We start from the raw sequence: 20,145 nt of genomic DNA on the forward strand, positions 1-20,145 counted from the left end.
TACTCGGCCAAAAACTATAATCCTACCGGGCTGCTTGTCATAATACTTCTACCTATGTAACGAAAGTGCAATATGGCATATACGTTATATACAAGTTGCCAAATGCGGTAGAGTTGCGGTAATGCGATAGCGAGAGCCGATGGGGGACCGATATGATCAAGGCTGTTATTTTTGACATGGACGGAACGCTGGTCGATACCGAGCGTTTGGGCATTAAGGCATGGAGGGCGGGCGCTGCCGAGCTGGGGGTAGCGATTGATGATGCGCTGATCCATCAGTTTATCGGCCGCACGCTGCCCGATGTTATGGACATCCTCGATAAGCATTATGGCAGCCACGAAACCACCGAGGCGGTCTATGCCCGCCACAAGGAGATTCGCGACGAGATGGTCAAGACCGAACTGGAGCTTAAGGCCGGCGCCGCTGAGTGCCTCGACGAGCTGCTGGCTGCGGGCTATCACGTGGGTCTAGCGACGTCGTCGCGCCTCGTTACGGCCGAGCGCAACCTTAAGATGGTCGGTCTTTTTGACAAGTTTGAAACGGTGACCTGTGGCGAGGACGTCGTGCACGGCAAGCCCGACCCCGAGATGTATCTGCTTGCCTGCGAGCGCGCGGGCTTTGCCCCCGAGGAGTGCGCCGTGGTCGAGGATTCGCGCAACGGCTGCGTCTCGGGCATCACGGCGGGTTGCCATGTCTTTGCCGTGCCCGATATCGTGCCGCTGCCGCAGGATGTGGTGGATGGCTGCGAGGCCGTGCTCGATTCGCTGTTCGACCTGGCGGCGGCGGTCAAGGCCGTACGCTAGGCAATTGCGGCGTTGAAGCGAGAAATTGGCCGTCTTTGCACTTAAGCAAAAGAGGTCCGGCAATGGTCGGGCCTCTTTTGCTTAAACGGCATTTTGGCATACTGGCCGACGCGCTATAGATACGCGCCTAGGTTGATGGCGGTGGCTTCGGCGTGGCTGCTCGCCTGGGTGCTGGCTCGCTCGAGGAGGAACGGCCGCACGAGTTCTTGGCGGTTGATATCCTCCGCGGTGGTGACTGCGGCGACGGTGCGCGTTGCAGAGCCGACGCGGATATGCTTGGTCTTTGCCGGGGCTTTGTTCTCAATCTGCTCCATCAGCAACTGAACGCCCTTGCGGCCAATTTCGTAACCCGGCGGTGCCACGGTGGTGAGGGGAACCGACCCGCTCCAGGCGAGTGGGTTGCCGTCGCATCCGGCCACGCGAACCTGCTCGGGGACGGAGATGCCTTTGTCGACCAATGCCGAGATAACGCCCGAGGCTAACACGTCGGTCAGGCCGACGACAAAATCGGGGCGTTCGTCGGCAGGGCGCCCGGCAATCTGAGCGCCAATGCTGTAGCCGTCGGCTGCGGTATTCCACTCTCCGGCGTCAATGACTTCAATTTTGATATCGGGATGCAGGGCGAGGGCCTTGTGAATGCCAAGTACGCGCAGGGTGAGCTGCATGAATGCCGCTCTGCCCACAACGGTGATATGGCGTGCGCCGCGGGCGACGGCGAGCTCGGCGATAATGCGCCCCTGCGCCTCGTTGTCGGCGGCCACGTAGTAACCGGGCTCGGAGCAGTGGATGTCCAGATAGACGATCGGCACGGGCATCTTGGTCGTTGCGGGGCGCCAGTCGGGGGACGCCATGGGCTGAACCATGACGCCGGACATTTGCGTGCCCATAAAGTAGCGCAGGTAATGGTCCTGGAGAATATCGTCGTTATCGGCGTTGGCGATGAGCAGGTCGTAACCGTGCTTGCGGGCCTCGTTATGGGCGCCGCTGGCAATTTGGAGCGAAAAACCGTGGTCGAGACGGGGAAGGACCAGGCCAAAGGACTTGGTGGTGCCGCCCGCGAGCTGACGGGCGCTTTGGTTGGGCAGGTAGCCAAGGCGATTGATGGTCTCGTTGATGAGTTTGAGGGTCTCGGGGCGCAGCTTTTCGGGGTGGTTGAGTGCGTTGGAAACCGTGCCCAGCGAAACCCCTGCCTCGCGCGCGACGTCGCTGATTTTTACCTTTGCCATAGCGGCCCCTTTGATGCGTTTCAAGTACAAGCCAGATTGTAGCATCGCCCGCCTCTGAGGTGTCAAAACCTGCCAATTAGGGACAGGTTTATTTTGGCAGGTTTTATCTGGGCAAACGCCGTTGCCAGCGCGACCACCACGAAGGGGACAGGCACCTTTGTGGCGGTTTGAGCTGCCCGGACCTTCAATTGTCTCGATCTGTAACATCTGGACGGCAAAACCGGCTCTACCTGTTACAGATCGAGACATAGTGCAGGGGCCGAACCGTAATGTCTCGATCTGTAACACTAAGCCGGCTTCCGGAGCCCCAGATGTTACAGATCGAGATCTTTCGCCGGGACAGAGCGCCGCCTCGGTCCAAACCACCACAAAGGCGCCTGTCCCCATCGTGGTGGTTTGGGCATGTGTGTATCGAGTGGTATCCAAGTTGAGGTACCACTTCTGGTATATCAGCTTGCGTTTGCGTGAGTACAATACTCGAACGTTATACGTCTCAGCGCCCCTTGTGCGTGGACGTCTTGCAGTCACGCGAACGAAGGGATTTATCTTATGTGCGGAATCGTCGGCTACACCGGCTCTGATATTGCAAAGAACATCCTGGTCACGGGCCTCAAGCGTATGGAGTATCGTGGCTATGACTCCTCGGGTGTCGCGCTCGAGGTGGGCGAGGGCGCCGCGGCGCACCTCGATGTCATCCGCCGCGTGGGTAAGGTCGCGGGTCTGGAGAGCGAGCTTTCCAATATCGATAGCGACGCAACCTGCGGTATCGGTCACACCCGTTGGGCTACCCACGGCAAGCCTTCCGTCGTTAACGCTCATCCCCACACTAGCTGCGACGGTCGCATCGCCATCGTCCACAACGGCATTATCGAGAACTTCGCCGAACTGCGCGAGGAGCTGGAGGGCCGCGGCCATCACTTTAAGAGCGAGACCGATACGGAGGTCTTCGCGCATCTGATCGAAGAGGCCTATGCCGAGACGCACGACCTGATGGCCTCCGTGCGCGAGGCTTGCACCCACGTGGTAGGCGCCTATGGCTTGGCCGCCGTGTGCGCCGACGAGCCTGGCGTGATCGCCGTTGCCCGCAAGGACTCCCCGATTGTGGTCGGCGTGGGCGAGACCGGCTCCTACGTTGCTTCCGACGTCATCGCGCTCATCGACGCCACCCGCGATGTCGTGGTGCTCGAGGACGGTCAGTTTGCCAAGCTTACGCCTGCGGGCGTCGAGTACACCGACGAGGCCGGCAATGTCATCGAGCCCAAGGTCACCCACATCGATTGGGATCTGGACATGGCCGAAAAGGGCGGCTATCCCGACTTTATGCTCAAGGAGATTCACGAGCAGCCGCGCGTCGTGCGCGACACGCTGGTTGGCCGTATGACGCCTGCCGGCGAGCTCGATATCGATGAGCTGGGCCTGTCCCTCGAGGAGCTCAACGACATCGACCGTGTCTACGTGATCGCCTGCGGCACCAGCTATCACGCAGGACTCATCGCAAAGAACCTTATTGAGGGCTGGGCTCGCATTCCCACCGAGGTCGAGGCTGCCAGCGAGTTCCGCTATCGCAACCCCATCATCACGCCGACGACGCTTGTCGTTGCCGTGTCCCAGTCGGGCGAGACGGCCGATACCCTCGCCGCCATTCGCGACGCGCGTATCAAGGGCGCCAAGGTCTTTGGCATCACCAACGTGGTGGGCAGCCCCGTGGCGCGTGAGAGCGACGGCGTCATTTATACCAAGGCCAACAAGGAGATCGCGGTCGCCTCGACCAAGAGCTTCATCGGCCAGGTTGTGAGCCTCACGCTGCTGGCTCTGCTGCTGGCGCAGGTCAAGTACCGTCTGACCACCAAGCAAGCGCGCATGATGTTCCGCGAGCTTTCCGATACGGCCGAGCAGATCCAGTGGATTTTGGACACGCAGACCGAGGCCGTGCACGAGGCCGCCCTGCTGTGCAAGGACGCGCAGTCGGCGCTGTTCGTGGGACGCGGTATGGGCGCTGCCATCTCCTACGAGGGCGCACTCAAGCTCAAGGAGGTCAGCTACCTGCACGCCGAGGCCTATGCTGCCGGCGAGATGAAGCACGGCCCCATTGCCCTGATTGATCCGGGCTTCCCCGTCATCGCCGTGGCCACCAAGAGCGCCACCTACGACAAGACCGTGTCGAACCTTATGGAGTGCAAGGCGCGCGGTGCCAAGGTCATCGTCGTTGCCACCGAGGGTGACGAGGAGATCAACAAGATCGCCGACTGCATCATTCGCGTGCCGGCCGTCCGCGACGTGTTCAGCCCCATCACGGCGAGTGTCCCGCTGCAGCTGCTCGCCCGCGAGGTTGCCATCCTGCGCGACTGCGACGTCGACCAGCCCCGTAACCTGGCAAAGAGCGTTACTGTCGAGTAGTTGGTTCCGCCGTTCTAGCGACCAAGGCCCGGCTCCGTTGCAGCGGAGCCGGGCCTTGTTGCATTTGCCCAGATAAAACCTGCCAAAATAAACCTGTCCCTTTTTGGCAGGTTAGCGGAGCTTGCTGGTCTCGAAGTACTTGGGATATTGGTCCAGGACCTCGGTCTGGTTGCGGAACATCATATGCAGGTGCTTGCTGACCAAAAAGCTCGCCTCGATGGGGTCGCGGCCGGCGATGGCGCGGCGGATTTGCTTGTGCTCGTTAACAATCTCCTGATTGTCGAGCGTCTGCGTGGCGGCGCGCAGCCAGCGGAAGCGCTCCAGGTCGGCATTGGTCTCTTCGAGCCACGACCACACGGTGCTGCGGCACGCGATGCTAAAGATCATGCGGTGCATGAGGTTGTCGCTTAAAAAGAAGCCGATGCGATCCTCCTCGGCCATGGTCTTTTCCTGCAGCGCGATGGCTCGGTCGAGCTGCTCGATGCCTGCAGAGGTGGCACGGGCGCAGCACTCCACAATCACCTGCTTTTCCAGGTGCTCGCGAATGTAGCAGGCGCTCTCGGCAAGAGTGAGGTTGATGGGCGAGACATAGGTGCCGCTTTGGGGCACGGTGCGCACCAGGCCCTCTTGCGCCAGACGCACCAGCGCCTCGCGCACAGGGGTGCGCCCCATATCCAGGTCGTCGCAAAGCTGCTTGACGCCCAGCTTTTCGCCCGGCTTGTAGTCCAGGTAGACGATTTTGCGTCGAATGGTGTGGTAGGACTGATCCTGTAGGCTCGTTTCCTGCTCGCCGACGTGCATCGATTCTTCCATAGTGCCTCGCAACCGTTCTATCACACTCATATATCAGCTGTTAATTATGCCGCGAATCAGCTCTCCGTGGTGGGTAATTCGGCTGTTGCCCAAGAACTATTGCGGCATCTTAGTCTGTATTTGCGCAGGGCTGTGCTCAATGTTGCCGTATCATAGGCCGTCGCAAACGTGAAATAGAAAGAAGGAATCCCATATGCAACTGGCGAATATCGTACGCGAACGCTGGAAGGTCGTCTTGTTCTGCCTGATCGTCGCCATCCCCGCGACGTTACTCGGCAAACAGATTGAGGTGGTCGGCGGTCCGGTGTTTGCCATCCTCTTTGGCATGGTCCTGGCACTCGTCTTTCCCAAGAATCGTCGCGAACAGCTCGCCGCCGGTGTCTCCTATACGTCTAAAAAAGTCTTGCAGTACGCGGTAATCTTGCTTGGCTTTGGCATGAACCTCTCGCAGATTCTGTCCAAAGGCGCTCAGTCGCTGCCGATTATCGTGGCGACGATCTCGACCTCGCTTGTCATCGCCTTCGTGCTCTGCCGCGTCATGAACGTGCCGGGCAAGATCGCGACGCTTGTGGGTGTGGGTTCGTCGATTTGCGGCGGTTCTGCCATCGCCGCGACCGCGCCCGTCATCGATGCCGACGATCGTGAGATTGCCCAGGCTATTTCGGTCATCTTCCTGTTTAACGTTATCGCGGCGCTCGTGTTTCCGACGCTCGGCGGCATGCTCGGGCTGACTAACGAGGGCTTTGGCTTGTTTGCCGGCACCGCCATCAACGACACCTCGTCGGTAACGGCTGCGGCGAGCGCCTGGGACAGTATGCATCCCGGCGCCAATGTGCTCGAGAGCGCCACGGTGGTCAAGCTCACCAGAACGCTGGCCGTTATTCCCATTACGTTGGTTCTCGCATGCTGGCAGATGCATCTGGCGCGCAAGGCCGGCGGCGACGCCAAAAGCACGTTCTCGCTTAAACGCGCGTTTCCCATGTTCGTGCTGTTCTTTGTGCTGGCGAGCGTGATTACCACGGTGCTTCAGCTTCCTACATCCATTACGGCGCCCATCAAGGAGCTGTCGAAGTTCTTTATCGTGATGGCCATGGCGGCTATTGGCTTTAATACCGATATCGTTGAGCTGGTCAAAAAGGGCGGCAAGCCCATCGCATTGGGCTTTTGCTGCTGGATTGGCATTGCGTGCATGAGTTTGGGAATGCAGCACGTGCTGGGAATCTGGTAGAGAAGTGGCTTATTTGCGTGCTGCGTGCTGCGTGCTGGCGAGCGCATGTCCGCGGTGGAGCGATAGGAGCTCTTGCGGGTATGGCTTGTCCGCAGGTTGATAGGTCCCGAAGAGCTCTTATCGCCCCGCCAGGATGGCGATGCGGGGCAACTCATATACTCGCAGGACGGCGGCTTCTGCCCTATAGTGTTTGGTGAGCAATATCGTTCAATTATGAAACACTCGCCTGCGCGGCCGTCGGTGGCGGCGTGGCGCCGAGGACGGGGCGCAATATGAACAGTGACGCCAAGCTACAAATCTTGATCGAGGCCTTGGCTGCTGCCGGGGCCTCGGCGTTGGCAATCGATGGGCATGGACGCGTGGCGATTTCGACCATGGATGATGTCGCGCTCGAGCAAGACGTCGCGGCATTTGTCGCCGAGCGCGTGGGACGAGTGGGCGACGGCACGCGCCTGGTGATGGGGCATGCGGGAGGGCGCTTGAGCCTCACGGTGCGTCCGGTCGCCAAGGAATACGGCGCGCTTTGGGTGGTCGTGGTCCGCGAGGTGCACGGTGTGGCGGCACACGCGGGTATTGAGTGGCTTAACGCAGATGAGGTCGAGGCGCGCTACGAGGCAAGCGCGTACGGCATTGTCGAGGGCGCCGCTGCGGTCGCTGGCCCCGTCTGCGAAAGCTATGCCCGCGGCGTGCCCCTCATGTTGGAGGGTGAGCTGGGTGCTGGCCAGGCAGAGATTGCAAAGCGCCTCTATCTGGATGGGCCTTATGCCGACGAACCCTTTGTGTCCGTGGCACTTGACGAGCTCACAGATCGCGGCTGGCGCCATCTGCTCAAAAGCTCGGAATCGCCGCTGTTCCAGGCAAGGCTGACCCTTTGTATTGGTGGCTGGCATGCACTTTCGCCGCAGCGTCTGCGTGAGCTTGTCTCTACGATGACCGACACGGCGCTGGCCGCGCGTTGCCATGTGGTTCTGACGGCAAACGACATGCCGGGCGGTGGCGAAAGCGATCAGGCCGCTTTTGTAACCGAGCGCTTGGCGTGTGCAGTAAGTGTGGCGCCTGCGATTGCCGAGCAGGGTGGCGCATCGAAAAAGGTTGCGCGGTATTTGTCATATCTGTCAGATGCCTTTGGAACTGCCGCTCCGAGTATGTCCGAGGAGGCTGCCTCGACGCTCAACGGCTATCGCTGGCCACGCAACTATCTGCAGCTGCGCGAGGTCTCGGAACGACTCTATATATTAGTAGGGTCGGGTGTGGCGGAGCGCGAAGTGGCGGAGGAGGTGCTCGCCCAGGAGGACGTCATCAAAACCGCAACCTTTGGCGCTCCGACGCTCGACAGCGATCTGTATATCCTGCGTCCACTGGCCGATACCGAACGCGATATCGCGCGGCTGGTCGTAGGCCACCTTCAGGGCAACCGGACCCGCGCTGCCGAGGTGCTGGGAATAAGCCGCACGACCTTGTGGCGCTTGCTGAAGGACGACGACCGCTGAGCGAGGCGCCCGTGACCGCGTGCGGCGCGTGTGCTACAGTCCAAAGCAGTAATGTTTCGATTGTGTTACGGCGTGCGGGGGCGTATGGCGGAGACTTCAAAACCAAACCGGAATAGACGGAGCGCGGCTCCAGTTAACCGCCGCACGACGTCCCGGACGTGGGGCAAGCACGCGTCGGGGTTCGACGGTTCGTTCAAGCGCACCAAATACGGTTATCCTTCGGCAAGCGCTCGCTTGGCCATGCAGGCCGAGTCGACGCTGTGGGGGCGCAAGCGCGTGGTGGGCTCTAAGCTTAAGCACGACGGAACGCTGGGCTATATCAGCCGCGGTGCGGCTCGCCGCAGTGGGCTCAATCCTGCTGGCTGGCATCGTTATGTGCCGATTACAGTTGTTGTTGCGGTGATTGTGATCGCACTTGCCGCGCTCGGCTACGCTGGCGGCGGGGTCGACCTGAGTGCGATGTTCAAATCTGCTGAGCTCGCGCATGCCGGCACGGAGCTTGTCGAGGGCGCTCAGGCACAGACGGGCGTGGCGTCTCAGCGCGGTATTGTTGCCGCTGCCGCAACGATCACCGATGCCCAAAAGGGCGAGGATACGGACAGCGAGGTTAGCGAAACCAGTGCAAACGGCGCGGGTTCGCAGGTCACGCCCGTAACATAAGGCCAATAAGTCACAGAACCATCACACCAAGTCGCCGTTTGGGGCCAATGAGTGAGCAAAAAAGCAGCAATGTTGTTTCATATAGAACTCATTAGTCACAATTTGTAAAAAAAGCTATACTACTAGGCATTTAAAGGTCCGCAAGCTGCAAGTTGAGGAGTACCTAACATGAAGAAGAGATTCATGGCAGCACTGAGCGTTCTCGCTCTTGCCCTGGCTCTGCCCGTGGCTGCTTTCGCCGCCCCGAGCCCTGCCAACACCACCGCCACCGGCGCCAACAACGTGACCGCCAGCGTTAACAACGCCAACGTCAAGGTTGTTTCCACCACCAAGAACGCCGAGGGCACCCCTGCCGGTGCCAACGTGGTCGCTTCCTTCGAGATCACCGAGACCGTTGAGGGCACCGTTTCCGAGTCCAACCCGCTGACCGTCACCTTCACCCTTGGCAAGGCTTACGCCAACGCTAAGGTTACCGTCTATGTCCAGCACAACGACGGCACTACGGAGCAGCTGAACCTGACCGCCGACAACAACGGTAACGTTGTCTTTAAGGTCACCAAGCTCTCCACCTACACCATCGTGGCTGAGAAGACCGCTGCTGGCGCTGCTACCACCGACAACGGTGCTAAGTCCCCGGCTACCGGCGTGAACACCACCGCTGTTGCCGCTGTGGCTGCTGTTGCCGCTGCTGGCGCTGCCTGCGCTTTTGTTGCTCTTCGTAAGAACAACTAGCACACACACGGTTTCAACCGTAAGATTTGAGGACCCGTACTTGTGCGGGTCCTTTTTTCGGCCGATTTACAGGGTAAGGGAACACCATGGCACAGCAGCCGCAGGGCAAGCATATGGAAGTTAAGCATATGGGCGACTCGGACAAAAAGCGTCGCGCCATGATACTCAAGGGCGTTTTCGTAGTGTTGTTACTAGTCGCAGTCGGCTGCGGTGGCTACGTGCTCTATATGAATCATCTAGAGCAGCAGCGCGCCGAGGAGATGAGTGCAACAGGAAAGCCCGCCACGAAGGTCGAATCAAAGGGCAAGGAGCTGCCGGACAACCCCATCGACTTCGCTCCGCTCATTCAAGAGAACGCCGATATCTATGCGTGGCTCTACATTCCGGGTGCGGATATCAACACGCCCTTGCTGCAGAGCACGACGGACGACCTGTTTTATCTGGACCACGACAAGGACGGCAAGTACGACCCCTACGGCACAGCGTTTAGTCAGATGGCAAACGCGCGCGACTTTAGCGATCCCGTCACGGTGATCTACGGCCATGTGAACGGCGGCGTGTTCCACAACTTGCATAGCTTTGAGGACGCGGACTTCTTTAACGAGAACGGCGAGTTCTATATCTACACGCCGGGCCATATTCTGACGTACAAGATTGTCTCGGCCTATCAATATGACGACCGTCACATTCTCAATTCGTTTAACTTTGCCGACCCTGCCGTGCGCCAGGACTACTTTAATTCAGTCTGTAATCCGGACGCATTGCTCAAAAATGCACGTGACGGCGTGACACTTGATGCAGATAGTAAGATTGTGCAGTTGAGCACCTGCATGCTCGATAGCTCGCAGGGCAACTCGCGCTATATTGTCAGCGGTGTGTTAACAAGCGACCAGGAGACAAAATAGTCATGAACCCCCGTGGCAAGCACTTTATCGATGCGGTGGATCCCGACGAAAATCAAGTAAACAATCCCGAGCAGCAGGTTCAGGATGTGGCGGAGCCTGTCGAGCCTCAATGGGAGACCAAAGACACTCCGACGCCTCAGCCTGACGAAAAATCGCAGAGCAAGGCCGAGGCCTCGTCCGACGTATCGGCAAAGACCGATGAAGCTGCGGCGCAGCCTGTTGATGAGGCAGAGTGGCCTTCGCTTGATGAGACGGCACCTCAGCGTCGTCGACGCTCCAAAGAGTCGATTAAGCACATCAAGCGCCGCCGCCGTATCCGCACGCTGCTGATCGTGCTGCTCGTGATTGGTGCGGTTGCTGCTGCCGGCTGGGGCTTTGTGAATCACAGCGTGAACCAAGGCAAAAAGAAGATTGAGGAAAAGACCGAAAAGGTCATTAAGGCCAAGGGCGACACCATTACCTATAACGGCAAGAAGTATGCGCTCAACAAGCATATGGCCACGGTGGCGTTTATCGGTTTTGATGGCCGCAATAACGATGACGGCACCCAGAAGGGCCAGTCCGATACCGTAATGGTCGTAGCGCTTAATACCGACACGGGCGAGGCCCGCGGCATTATCATCCCGCGTGACAGCATGGTTGCCGTAGATACGTATTCCAATGGTTCGTTTGCCGGCCAGGTGACCGAGCAGCTGTGCTTGCAGTTTGCCTATGGCACCGATGGCGACAACTCATCGGCACTGACGGCCGCCGCCGCTTCGCGCGTGCTCGACAATATTCCAGTCGACTATTACTACACGCTCAATATCGAGGGCGTGGCTCCCATTAATGACTCCATCGGCGGCGTGACGCTGGTGCCTACGCAGACGGTGCCGGGCACGGAGGTGGTCGAGGGCCAGGAGACCACGCTGTTTGGTACAACGGCGGAAAAGTATGTGCAGTGGCGCGACACGACGAATCTGACGTCTTCGCTGGATCGTACAGCGCGCCAGGTGAGCTACGTGCAGGCGTTTGCATCGAAGGTGCTCAGCAGTGCCAAGAGTAACCCTGCCATGCTCATCAGCCTGTATCAGGCTATGGGCGACTATACGTGGACCAATTTGGGTCTCGATGAGTTCAGCTATCTGGCGACCACGATGCTCGAGCACGGCCTGACTTCGTTTGATGTCGTGACGCTGCAGGGCACCATGCAGCAGGGCGACACCTTCGCCGAGTTCTACCTGGACCAGGACAACGTAAAGCAAACGGTCGTCGATACCTTCTATCATCCAGTCGACTAGATTGTTCCGCCGTTCGTTAGAACGGCGGAACTAATTACCCGACATACACCACGTTGTCGCGGCGCGGCTTTGCCTCGGGGAGTGCGTCCGCGGCGTAGCCCAGAATGCAGTTGCCCACACCGCGCAGGCTTCCGTCGGCGGGCAGACCCCACTTGGCCAGCAGTTCCAGTCCCTCGGGTGAGTCAAAGACCTCGTGCGCGCGGTGGATCCAACACGAATCGACGCCCAGCGCATAGGCTGCGTTGAGCAGGTTGCCCATGGCGAGCGAGCCGTCTTCCAGGTGCGTGGGCACGCTGCGGTCGACGAGCACCACCACAACGGTCTTGGCGCCGTAGAAGGGATCTCCCTCGCTGCCCATAACTTGTGCGTTGAGCTGCGAGAGGCGCTCGACGGTCGCGGGGTCGGTAACGGCGACAAACGTGACCGGCTGGCGTCCCATGCCGCTCGGCGCGTACTGGCCGGCTTCGATAATGCGTGCGAGCTTTTCGGCTTCGACGGGGCGATCGCTATAATTACGGCAGCTGCGGCGGTGGATGAGCGCTTCGATGGTCTCCATGGGTCCTCCTAGCGATGACATTGCAGATGTTCCGTTCTTACCCGTCGTGCCGTAGCCGTAATCGCGCAGTCGGCCCCAAACAATGCAAGCTACCAAGTGGAAAAGTTGGTTTGCATAAAACTTCAGCCAGAATGTGACAAACCGGTGGGATGGTTAAACGTTTTATCCCGTCTACCCTGCGGTTTTTTACCACTTGCCTAAATGATGCGCGCATAAGCTCTGATAAAGGTTTTACTAAAGGAGTATCAACGTTTATCAACGCGCCATGGTGGCGCCGGGCCAGGAGGTAACATCATGTTCCAGGCTGGAGATGTCGTCGAGACCGACTTCGAAGGATTTCTGAAGCTGCTGCGTTCCAAGACGCGCGCTTTCGTGTCGATTAACGATCACGAGTACTACATCACGCACACCGATGGCTATTGGCGTGTTCAGGATTGCGAGGCCCTCAACGATAAGGGCCACTTTACTGACTGCTCCGAGCTGGTCAACACGGTCTGCGAGGTCGTCGAACTGCCGTGGATCTGCGGCAAGAGCCTGCACGACAGCTTCTCGGGTGCCACGGTCTACGAGGCCGTCGCTGCTTAACAGCCAACACTCGATATTCTCTCGCAACCGCCGGCGCCGCCCCCGCGCCGGCGGTCTTTTTGTCGATATGCTTATGTAGAGCCGACCATAAACAACAATCTTGTTGACGATAGTCAAAACTCGGACTAATGTAGAGATATTAATTGGTCAAAACTCGGACTATCGAATGGTGGGAGAGATGAATAGTGCAGTTAGCCCGGTCGATTTCGACCGGATGCTCAACGGGCTTGATCGTATCTATTCGGAGTTCGCGCGCACTTGCGGTCTTTCGGACTGCGCCTACTGGATGCTCGTCGACACGAGTGCAGCGGGCGGAAGCGTTGCCGTGAGTCGGCTGACGAGTGAATGGTTCTACAGCAAACAGACCATCAATTCGGCGATTAAGACGCTTAGGGCGCGAGGGCTTGCGACGTTGGAGTTTGCCGAGGGCAGTCGTAAGAACAAGGTTGTGCGACTGACCGAAGAAGGCGTGCAGTTTGCCAAGCGCTACGCGTTGCCGGCGCAAAAAGCCGAGCAACAGGCATTCGAGGCGCTCGAGCCGTGGGAACAGCGCGAGATCATGCGCTTGGTCGGTAAGTTCTCCCACGTTCTGAACGAAGAGTGCGAGGCATTTAAACGGCAAGTGGCCGCCGAGAACGAGGCTGACGATAAGGGCGAGGGGGACACATGCGACTCTTAATGAGGTTTATGAGGCCGTACCGCGGTCTGATTGCGGTGACGCTGTTTGCGGTGCTGATAGATAACGTCGGTACGCTGTTGGTTCCCACGATGCTGGCGAACATGGTCAACACCGGTATTACCACGGGCGATGTCGACTATATTTTACGCAACGGCCTGTACATGCTTATCGCAACCGGCATGGCCAGCGGCGGCACGGTGCTGGGCTGCTATCTTTCGGCCCGTCTGGCGGCCAATGTGGCCTGCGACATCCGCAATGCCGTGTACGACAAGTCGCTCGAACTCGCGGCCAGCGACTTTGAGCGCTTTGGCACGGGTTCGATGATCACGCGCTCACTCAACGACATCAACGTGATCCAGCAGGCTATCCTTCAGACGATTCAGTTGGTGCTGCCGGTGCCGTTCTTGGCCGTGGCGGGCATCATCTTTGCCTGGTTTATCGATCCTGCCATGGGCACGCTGCTGGGCGTGGTCGTTGCGATCGTGCTGGTGGCGGCGGTCTTTACCGTTGCCAACGCCGCGCCGATCTTTATGCGCCTGCAGAGCTTTATCGACCGCATGAACGTGGTGCTGCGCGAGAACATCGTGGGCGTGCGCGTCATCCGCGCATTTAACAAGGAGCGCCACGAGGAGCAGCGCCTGGACGAGGTGTTTAGCGATTACGCGGCCAATGCCATCAAGGTCAACCACCTGTTTGTGGGTCTCGACAGCTCCAGCTTCTTTTTGATGAACATCGCCGAAGTGGCGGTACTGTGGGTGGGCGGCAACCGCGTGGGCGTCCATGCCATGCAAATCGGCAGCATCTCGGCCGTGCTGGAGTACGCGATCTTGATCCTGTTCTTTGTGATGATGGCGCAGATGGTGATTCTGACGCTTCCGCGCGCTGCGGCGTGCCTCAACCGCGCGCAACAGGTGCTCGAAATCGAGCCGAGCATCGTGGACGGCAAGGCTACGCTGGGCGACGGGGCGCCTGAGTCCGCAGATGGGGCCGACGCGGTGGCCGTGTTCGACCATATGTCGTTCCGTTTTAACGATGCCGACGAGGACACCCTGTGCGACCTGAGCTTTGCCTGTCGCCGTGGCCAGACCACGGCGATTGTAGGCTCGACGGGATCGGGCAAATCGACGGTGGCCAAGCTCTTGTTGCGTTTCCACGATGCCACGAAGGGCACCATTCGCCTGAACGGCGTCGATCTGCGCGACCTTTCGCAAGGTGAGATTCGCGGGCATATCGCTTACGTGCCGCAGAAGGCATGGCTGTTCTCGGGTACGGTGGCGAGCAACCTGCGCTTTGGTAACGAGGAGGCGACCGAGGCTGACATGCTCCATGCGCTGGAGGTTGCCCAGAGCACCTTTGTGCTCGACCAGCCCCAGGGGCTCGATACGCCGGTGGCCCAGGGCGGTACGAACTTCTCGGGCGGTCAGCGTCAGCGCCTGGCGATCGCCCGCGCACTCATGAAGCATGCCGATCTATATATCTTCGATGACAGTTTTTCGGCCCTGGACTTTAAAACCGATGCCGCCCTGCGCCGTGCGCTGCAGGACGAGACATGCGATGCCGCGGTGCTCATCATCGCCCAGCGCATCTCGACGATCTTGCACGCCGACCAGATCGTCGTGCTCAAGGACGGCGAGGTTGTGGGCTTGGGCACGCATGGCGAGCTTATGGAAACCTGCGAGGTGTACCGCGCCATCGCGGAATCGCAGATGAAGGGAGGTGAGTAGCATGACCGAGGAGCTCAGGAAGCAGGCCAGCGTTGATGACGCCGTTGCCGCGGGACTGGTTGAGGAAACGGCTGCCGTAGCACCCGAGCTGGACGAGGCCGCCAAGGCTGCAGCCGAGCGCGAGGCTCGCCGCCAAGCGCTCTACGAGGAAAACGAACGCGCCGAGGATGAGCGCGCCCGCGCTGAGGCAGAGCGCATGCGCGATGTGGACGACGAGGACGAGGACGAGAAACCCCGCGACACCTGGGCGACGGTGCGCCGCCTGTGGAGCGAGGCTGCCGGTGACCATTGGCGCTTCTATATCGTGTTCGCGAGCATCGTGTTCTATGCCATCTTTAACACCGCTGCGCCGGCATATAGCGCCCGCGTGATCGATGAGCTGTGGGGCCACATTCAGGTGGCGTTTGCCAACGACACCACCTTCAACATCACCTGGGAGAACTGCGGCAGGACCATCTTCATCTACTTTATGATCTGGACGGCCGCTGCCTCGTTCTACGCGCTCCAGAGCTTTTTGATGTCGAGCGTGGCCGAACGCCTTAACCTGCACCTGCGTAACCGCATCGCTCAAAAGCTCAACCGTCTGCCGCTTGCCTTCTTTGATGCGCATCGTCCCGGCGAGGTCGTCAGCCGTGCGACCAACGACTTAGACAAGATGTCTGAGAGCATGCAGCGCGGCTTGCTGCAGCTTCTGGTGTCGATCGGTACCGTGGTGGGCGCCGTGAGCGTGATGTTCGTGTTTAGCGTGCCGCTCACGCTTGTCTTTTTGTTCTTTACGGCGCTTTCGCTGCTGGTGACGAAGGTCGTTTCGCGCCGCACGCACGATGTGACGGGCGAGCGCCAGGAGTGGGTGTCCAAGATTACGAGCGCGGTCGAGGAAGGCTACTCGGGCCGTCTGGTGATCCGTGCGTTTAACCGCGAGCGCCAGAGCTCTGCCGAGGTGCACGAGGCTTCGAAGGAGCTGGCGCGCGTGAGCACCAAGGCCGACTTTATGATTAACGCCGTCGGCCCCGCGGTGCGCTTTATCGGCCGCTTGGCGCAGATCGTGATTGCGCTTGTGGGCTGCAGCATGCTGGTTGCCGGGCATATGACCGTCGGCGTGTTCCAGGCGTTCTTCCAGTTTATCTATGAGGCATCCGAGCCCATGACGCAGCTGTCGTTTACCTTTAACTCGCTGCAGAGCGCGCTGGCGAGCGCCGAGCGCGTGTTCGACCTGCTCGACGAGTCCGAGATGGAAGCCGATCCGTTGCCGGCGGCCGCCGCCAAGCTGCCGGGCAAGGTTGAGGGCCGTGTTGCCTTTGAACACGTGCGCTTTGGTTATGCGCCCGACAAGCCGCTTATGCGCGACGTGTCGTTTACCGCCGAGCCGGGCCAAAAGATCGCGGTGGTGGGAACCACGGGTGCGGGTAAGACCACGCTCATCAACCTGCTCATGCGCTTTTACGAGATCGACGGCGGCCGCATTACGCTCGACGGCGTGGACACGAGCCGCATGGACCGCGGCGAGCTGCGCCAGCAGTTTGGCATGGTGTTGCAGGACGCCTGGCTGTTCGATGGCACCATTGCCGAGAACATCGCCTATGGCTGTCCCGAAGCGACGCGCGAGGAGATTGTCGCGGCCGCACGTGCCGCTCAGGTCGACTTCTTTGTGCGCACTATGCCGCAGGGCTACGACACGCGTGTGGCTAACGATGCCGAGAGCATCAGCCAGGGCCAACGTCAGCTGCTGACCATCGCGCGCGTGCTGCTCAACAACCCGGCGATCCTCATCCTGGACGAAGCGACGTCGAGTGTGGACACGCGCACCGAGCTCGCCATCGGCCGCGCCATGGACGCGCTCATGCGCGGGCGCACGAGCTTTGTGATCGCGCACCGTCTGTCGACGATCGTCGATGCCGACCTCATCCTGGTCATGGATCACGGCAATATCATCGAGCAGGGTACGCACCAGGAGCTGCTGGCTGCCGAGGGCGCTTATGCCGACCTCTACCTAAGCCAGTTCGCATAAGGTGACAAAGGGGCAGTCCCGCATGTCACATCGAAAAGAAGGCGCGCCGGGGGCGGATTCCCTGGCGCGCCTTTGCGTTGGCGTTAATGCTGTGGCGGCTGCCCGCGGCCCTAGCGCTCGTCCACAAGCTTGGCGACGAGGGCTTTGAGCTCGGCCACCTCTCGCTCGAGTTCCTTGACGCGACGGGCGTTTTCGGTGATGCCCTGACGGTTGAGGGCGCTCTGCTCGGCGGCATCGTCGGGCATGTACTCGCGATGCTGCTTGGCGTCGAAGCTCTCCTCGAACACGCGGCAGCCGTTGCGCTTGATGATGCGCCCGGGCACGCCCACGACGGTGCAGTTGTCGGGCACGTCCTTGACGACGACCGAGTTGCCGCCGATCTTGACGTTGTTGCCAATGTGGATGTTGCCAAGTACCTTGGCGCCCGTGCCCACCGTGACATTGTTGCCCAGGGTGGGGTGGCGTTTGCCGGTCTCGTTGCCGGTGCCGCCGAGCGTGACGCCCTGGTAGAGCACACAGTTGTCGCCCACGATGGCAGTCTCGCCAATAACGACGCCCATGGCGTGGTCGATAAAGAAGTGCTTGCCGATCTGCGCGGCGGGATGAATCTCGACGCCGGTGATGTGGCGGGTGATTTGCGAGAGCACACGGGCGAGCGAACGATGGCCGTGCTCCCACAGCCAGTGCTCGGGCACGTGGTTCCACTTGGCGTGCAGGCCAGGGTAGGAAAGGAAGATGACCAGGGCATTTTGCGCGGCAGGGTCTTGCGCCTGGACGGTCTTGATGTCCTCACGAATGGTATTGATAAAGCTCACCGGCCGCCCTCCCTTAGCGCCGTGACAATGCGATTCAATAAAGTATAGCGATTCGCTAGGGATTAGGAAGGGCGATCTTGCTTTGCTTTGGGCGACAAGTGTCAGTTATGCAAACTTGCTGGTAATGAAGTAAGACTTTTGAGGGGTTTGGCCCGTGCTCGCATCGCAACCGTATACTGGTCAACTTGGACGTGTCCGCGCCCACAACTGAGAGGTTTTACTTCATGGGTTTCATCAATTTTATCGCCGAGCTGCTTAAGGACCCGCGCACCGCGATCGCCAGCTGGATCGCCGCCGGCCCGCTTATGGCCTACGGCTGCGTGTTCCTAATCATCTTTATCGAGACGGGCGTGGTGTTCTTCCCGTTCCTTCCCGGCGACTCGCTGCTGTTTGCCTCGGGCTTCTTTGCCCATAATGGCGGCTTTAACATCGTGGCGCTTCTGGCCACCGCATGGGCTGCAGCCATCCTGGGCGATCAGTGCAACTTTATGATCGGCCACTTCTTTGGCCGCAAGATTATCGCCTCGGGCAAGGTAAAGGCCATGACGCCCGAGCGCATCAAAAAGTCCGAGGATTTCCTGGATAAGTGGGGCCATCTGGCCATCTTCCTCGGTCGCTTCTTCCCGTTCATTCGCACCTTTGTGCCTTTTATCGCCGGTATGGGCGGCATGCATTGGCGCAACTTTGTCGTCTTTAACGTGCTAGGTGGCATTACCTGGTCGACGGTCTTTACGCTGCTGGGTTACTTCTTTGGTGGCATTCCGTTTGTGCAGGAGCACTTTGAGCTGCTGATCATCGGCATTGTCGCCGTGTCGATCATCCCGACCGTGGTCGGTCTGGTTAAGGCTAAGCTCGGTAAAAAGAACGCCTAGTCCGAGCTTGTTTTCTGACGTTAATTCCAAGGCCCGTCATCGGATTCGATGGCGGGCCTTTTGTGTTGGAGGCAAATGAAAATACTTTACTTAGTTAAAGAAAAGCGTTTTATCCAAGGCGTGCGGGGAGTACAATCACCTGCATGCGAATCGACGCGCCATCGGCTTTGATGCTGCCCGCGTGTCCTGCCCGGCTCTACGCTTCCGGGTATGCGACGTTGCGACGCGGCCGGCTTCGGTCCTTGCGTGCGGGTTCGCGAGTATGCAACCGTGTATGTAAGGAGCGACATATGACTGTCGAGAAGAAGGATATCGATTGGGGTAGCCTCGGCTTTGGCTACATGAAGACCGATTACAGCTACGAGGCCCATTGGAAGGACGGCGAGTGGGACGAGGGCGGCCTGACCACCGACCACACCCTGCATGTCTCCGAGTGCGGTGGCATCTTCCATTACTGCCAGGAGGTCTTTGAGGGCCTGAAGGCCTACACCGCCGAGGACGGCAGCATCGTCTGCTTCCGTCCCGACATGAACGCCGAGCGTATGTACAACTCCGCCCAGCGCCTCGAGATGCCCCCGTTCCCCAAGGACAAGTTCGTTGAGGCCGTCAAGCAGGTCGTTTCTGCCAACGCCGCATGGGTTCCGCCCTTCGGCTCTGGCGCAACCCTGTATGTGCGTCCGTTTATGATCGGCTCCGGTGACGTGATCGGCGTGGCTCCCGCTCCTGAGTACACGTTCCGCATTCTCGTGACCCCGGTCGGTCCGTACTTTAAGGGTGGCCTCAAGCCCGTCAAGCTGCGCGTTTCCGAGTACGATCGCGCCGCACCGCACGGCACCGGCAACATCAAGGCCGGCCTCAACTACGCCATGTCCCTGAAGCCCACGATGGAGGCTCACCGCGAGGGTTATGCCGAGAACCTGTATCTCGACTCCGAGTCCCGCACCTATGTCGAGGAGACCGGTGGCGCCAACGTCCTGTTCGTGAAGGAGGACGGCACGCTTGTCGTCCCGCAGTCGCACACCGACTCCATCCTGCCCTCCATCACCCGCCGTTCGCTCGTTCAGGTCGCTGAGGACCTGGGCATGACCGTCGACCAGCGTCCCGTCGAGTGGGCCGAGGTCAAGGCCGGCACCTTTGTGGAGTGCGGCCTGTGCGGCACCGCTGCCGTCATCTCCCCGGTGGGCGAGATCGACAACAAGGTCTACGGTGCCGACGAGACTGTGACCTTCCCGGCTGGCTACACCGAGATCGGTCCCGTGATGAAGAAGCTCCGCGAGACCCTGACGGGCATCCAGTCTGGTGCTGTTGAGGATAAGCACAGCTGGGTTTACACCGTCGCGTAAGCTGTCTTAGCTGTCCGGCCCGAGGGCGA

At 59.7% G+C, this 20,145-nt stretch carries 18 protein-coding genes; 14 read left to right on the forward strand and 4 right to left on the reverse strand.

The genetic code is table 11. The features are described 5' to 3' along the window. The first annotated feature begins 152 nt into the window (after positions 1 to 152). Positions 153 to 803, forward strand: a complete 651-nt coding sequence (locus tag ACEXKH_RS03840) for an HAD family hydrolase (protein ID WP_373573146.1) — start codon at positions 153 to 155, stop codon at positions 801 to 803. Positions 804 to 916: 113 nt separating this feature from the next. Here the strand turns inward: ACEXKH_RS03840 and ACEXKH_RS03845 are convergent, their stop codons facing one another. Next, positions 917 to 2,029, reverse strand: coding sequence for a LacI family DNA-binding transcriptional regulator (locus ACEXKH_RS03845; protein WP_373573147.1), 1,113 nt, complete (start codon positions 2,027 to 2,029; stop codon positions 917 to 919). A gap of 549 nt (positions 2,030 to 2,578) precedes the next feature. Between ACEXKH_RS03845 and glmS the strand changes: the two genes are divergently transcribed. Then, the gene (gene glmS, locus ACEXKH_RS03850; RefSeq protein WP_373573148.1) at positions 2,579 to 4,426 is read left to right on the forward strand and encodes a glutamine--fructose-6-phosphate transaminase (isomerizing); all 1,848 of its coding nucleotides are present in this window, start codon (positions 2,579 to 2,581) and stop codon (positions 4,424 to 4,426) included. A gap of 111 nt (positions 4,427 to 4,537) precedes the next feature. On the opposite strand, the gene ACEXKH_RS03855 is transcribed toward glmS, so the two are convergent. Then, complete coding sequence (locus ACEXKH_RS03855) at positions 4,538 to 5,239, reverse strand: GntR family transcriptional regulator (protein WP_343007642.1); 702 nt, start codon at positions 5,237 to 5,239, stop codon at positions 4,538 to 4,540. A gap of 193 nt (positions 5,240 to 5,432) precedes the next feature. Here ACEXKH_RS03855 and ACEXKH_RS03860 point away from each other — a divergent pair, with 193 nt between their 5' ends. The 6 genes from ACEXKH_RS03860 to ACEXKH_RS03885 all read left to right on the forward strand — a co-directional run bounded on the left by ACEXKH_RS03860 (position 5,433) and on the right by ACEXKH_RS03885 (position 11,534). Continuing rightward, on the forward strand, positions 5,433 to 6,467 hold the full coding sequence (locus tag ACEXKH_RS03860) for a YeiH family protein (RefSeq protein WP_373573149.1): 1,035 nt from the start codon (positions 5,433 to 5,435) through the stop codon (positions 6,465 to 6,467). 272 nt (positions 6,468 to 6,739) lie between these two features. Beyond that, a complete protein-coding gene (locus ACEXKH_RS03865; protein ID WP_373573150.1) occupies positions 6,740 to 7,957 on the forward strand; it encodes a helix-turn-helix domain-containing protein in 1,218 nt (405 codons plus the stop codon). Positions 7,958 to 8,197: 240 nt separating this feature from the next. Next, positions 8,198 to 8,617, forward strand: a complete 420-nt coding sequence (locus tag ACEXKH_RS03870; RefSeq protein WP_373573151.1) for a hypothetical protein — start codon at positions 8,198 to 8,200, stop codon at positions 8,615 to 8,617. A gap of 168 nt (positions 8,618 to 8,785) precedes the next feature. Then, entirely contained in the window at positions 8,786 to 9,349 is a 564-nt protein-coding gene (locus ACEXKH_RS03875; RefSeq protein WP_373573152.1) for a hypothetical protein, read from the forward strand. Between the two features lie 86 nt (positions 9,350 to 9,435). Beyond that, on the forward strand, positions 9,436 to 10,254 hold the full coding sequence (locus ACEXKH_RS03880; protein WP_373573153.1) for a class B sortase: 819 nt from the start codon (positions 9,436 to 9,438) through the stop codon (positions 10,252 to 10,254). A gap of 2 nt (positions 10,255 to 10,256) precedes the next feature. Then, on the forward strand, positions 10,257 to 11,534 hold the full coding sequence (locus tag ACEXKH_RS03885; RefSeq protein WP_373573154.1) for an LCP family protein: 1,278 nt from the start codon (positions 10,257 to 10,259) through the stop codon (positions 11,532 to 11,534). 34 nt (positions 11,535 to 11,568) lie between these two features. Here the strand turns inward: ACEXKH_RS03885 and ACEXKH_RS03890 are convergent, their stop codons facing one another. Then, positions 11,569 to 12,090, reverse strand: a complete 522-nt coding sequence (locus ACEXKH_RS03890; protein WP_373573155.1) for a nitroreductase family protein — start codon at positions 12,088 to 12,090, stop codon at positions 11,569 to 11,571. 294 nt (positions 12,091 to 12,384) lie between these two features. Here ACEXKH_RS03890 and ACEXKH_RS03895 point away from each other — a divergent pair, with 294 nt between their 5' ends. The 4 genes from ACEXKH_RS03895 to ACEXKH_RS03910 all read left to right on the forward strand — a co-directional run bounded on the left by ACEXKH_RS03895 (position 12,385) and on the right by ACEXKH_RS03910 (position 17,086). Continuing rightward, positions 12,385 to 12,675, forward strand: coding sequence for a CDP-alcohol phosphatidyltransferase (locus ACEXKH_RS03895; RefSeq protein ID WP_118260475.1), 291 nt, complete (start codon positions 12,385 to 12,387; stop codon positions 12,673 to 12,675). A gap of 178 nt (positions 12,676 to 12,853) precedes the next feature. After that, positions 12,854 to 13,354 (forward strand): MarR family winged helix-turn-helix transcriptional regulator, encoded by a 501-nt coding sequence (locus ACEXKH_RS03900; protein WP_373573156.1) that lies wholly within the window; start codon positions 12,854 to 12,856, stop codon positions 13,352 to 13,354. Continuing rightward, positions 13,354 to 15,078 carry an ABC transporter ATP-binding protein gene (locus ACEXKH_RS03905; protein WP_373573206.1) on the forward strand — a complete coding sequence of 575 codons (1,725 nt, stop codon included), beginning with the start codon at positions 13,354 to 13,356 and terminating at the stop codon, positions 15,076 to 15,078. The genes ACEXKH_RS03900 and ACEXKH_RS03905 overlap by 1 nt, the downstream gene beginning before the upstream one ends. Position 15,079: 1 nt before the next feature. Then, a complete protein-coding gene (locus ACEXKH_RS03910) occupies positions 15,080 to 17,086 on the forward strand; it encodes an ABC transporter ATP-binding protein (protein ID WP_373573157.1) in 2,007 nt (668 codons plus the stop codon). 110 nt (positions 17,087 to 17,196) lie between these two features. Here the strand turns inward: ACEXKH_RS03910 and cysE are convergent, their stop codons facing one another. Continuing rightward, positions 17,197 to 17,901 carry a serine O-acetyltransferase gene (gene cysE / locus ACEXKH_RS03915; protein WP_373573158.1) on the reverse strand — a complete coding sequence of 235 codons (705 nt, stop codon included), beginning with the start codon at positions 17,899 to 17,901 and terminating at the stop codon, positions 17,197 to 17,199. 224 nt (positions 17,902 to 18,125) lie between these two features. Here cysE and ACEXKH_RS03920 point away from each other — a divergent pair, with 224 nt between their 5' ends. Both ACEXKH_RS03920 and ACEXKH_RS03925 read left to right on the forward strand, forming a co-directional pair. Further along, positions 18,126 to 18,773 carry a DedA family protein gene (locus ACEXKH_RS03920; protein WP_117746503.1) on the forward strand — a complete coding sequence of 216 codons (648 nt, stop codon included), beginning with the start codon at positions 18,126 to 18,128 and terminating at the stop codon, positions 18,771 to 18,773. 290 nt (positions 18,774 to 19,063) lie between these two features. Continuing rightward, positions 19,064 to 20,116: a branched-chain amino acid aminotransferase gene (locus ACEXKH_RS03925; RefSeq protein WP_373573159.1), complete on the forward strand. Its 1,053-nt coding sequence runs from the start codon at positions 19,064 to 19,066 to the stop codon at positions 20,114 to 20,116. Positions 20,117 to 20,145: the final 29 nt, after the last annotated feature.

Source organism: Collinsella aerofaciens ATCC 25986 (genome assembly GCF_964259375.1).
In the GTDB taxonomy this organism is placed as follows: domain Bacteria; phylum Actinomycetota; class Coriobacteriia; order Coriobacteriales; family Coriobacteriaceae; genus Collinsella; species Collinsella aerofaciens_BO.

Coding starts and splice junctions, on each gene's coding strand:
- ACEXKH_RS03840 (WP_373573146.1), top strand. CDS start 153: ATGATCAAGGCTGTTATTTTTGACATGGACGGAACGCTGGTCGATACC.
- ACEXKH_RS03845 (WP_373573147.1), bottom strand. CDS start 2,029: ATGGCAAAGGTAAAAATCAGCGACGTCGCGCGCGAGGCAGGGGTTTCG.
- glmS (WP_373573148.1), top strand. CDS start 2,579: ATGTGCGGAATCGTCGGCTACACCGGCTCTGATATTGCAAAGAACATC.
- ACEXKH_RS03855 (WP_343007642.1), bottom strand. CDS start 5,239: ATGGAAGAATCGATGCACGTCGGCGAGCAGGAAACGAGCCTACAGGAT.
- ACEXKH_RS03860 (WP_373573149.1), top strand. CDS start 5,433: ATGCAACTGGCGAATATCGTACGCGAACGCTGGAAGGTCGTCTTGTTC.
- ACEXKH_RS03865 (WP_373573150.1), top strand. CDS start 6,740: ATGAACAGTGACGCCAAGCTACAAATCTTGATCGAGGCCTTGGCTGCT.
- ACEXKH_RS03870 (WP_373573151.1), top strand. CDS start 8,198: ATGCAGGCCGAGTCGACGCTGTGGGGGCGCAAGCGCGTGGTGGGCTCT.
- ACEXKH_RS03875 (WP_373573152.1), top strand. CDS start 8,786: ATGAAGAAGAGATTCATGGCAGCACTGAGCGTTCTCGCTCTTGCCCTG.
- ACEXKH_RS03880 (WP_373573153.1), top strand. CDS start 9,436: ATGGCACAGCAGCCGCAGGGCAAGCATATGGAAGTTAAGCATATGGGC.
- ACEXKH_RS03885 (WP_373573154.1), top strand. CDS start 10,257: ATGAACCCCCGTGGCAAGCACTTTATCGATGCGGTGGATCCCGACGAA.
- ACEXKH_RS03890 (WP_373573155.1), bottom strand. CDS start 12,090: ATGGAGACCATCGAAGCGCTCATCCACCGCCGCAGCTGCCGTAATTAT.
- ACEXKH_RS03895 (WP_118260475.1), top strand. CDS start 12,385: ATGTTCCAGGCTGGAGATGTCGTCGAGACCGACTTCGAAGGATTTCTG.
- ACEXKH_RS03900 (WP_373573156.1), top strand. CDS start 12,854: ATGAATAGTGCAGTTAGCCCGGTCGATTTCGACCGGATGCTCAACGGG.
- ACEXKH_RS03905 (WP_373573206.1), top strand. CDS start 13,354: ATGAGGTTTATGAGGCCGTACCGCGGTCTGATTGCGGTGACGCTGTTT.
- ACEXKH_RS03910 (WP_373573157.1), top strand. CDS start 15,080: ATGACCGAGGAGCTCAGGAAGCAGGCCAGCGTTGATGACGCCGTTGCC.
- ACEXKH_RS03920 (WP_117746503.1), top strand. CDS start 18,126: ATGGGTTTCATCAATTTTATCGCCGAGCTGCTTAAGGACCCGCGCACC.
- ACEXKH_RS03925 (WP_373573159.1), top strand. CDS start 19,064: ATGACTGTCGAGAAGAAGGATATCGATTGGGGTAGCCTCGGCTTTGGC.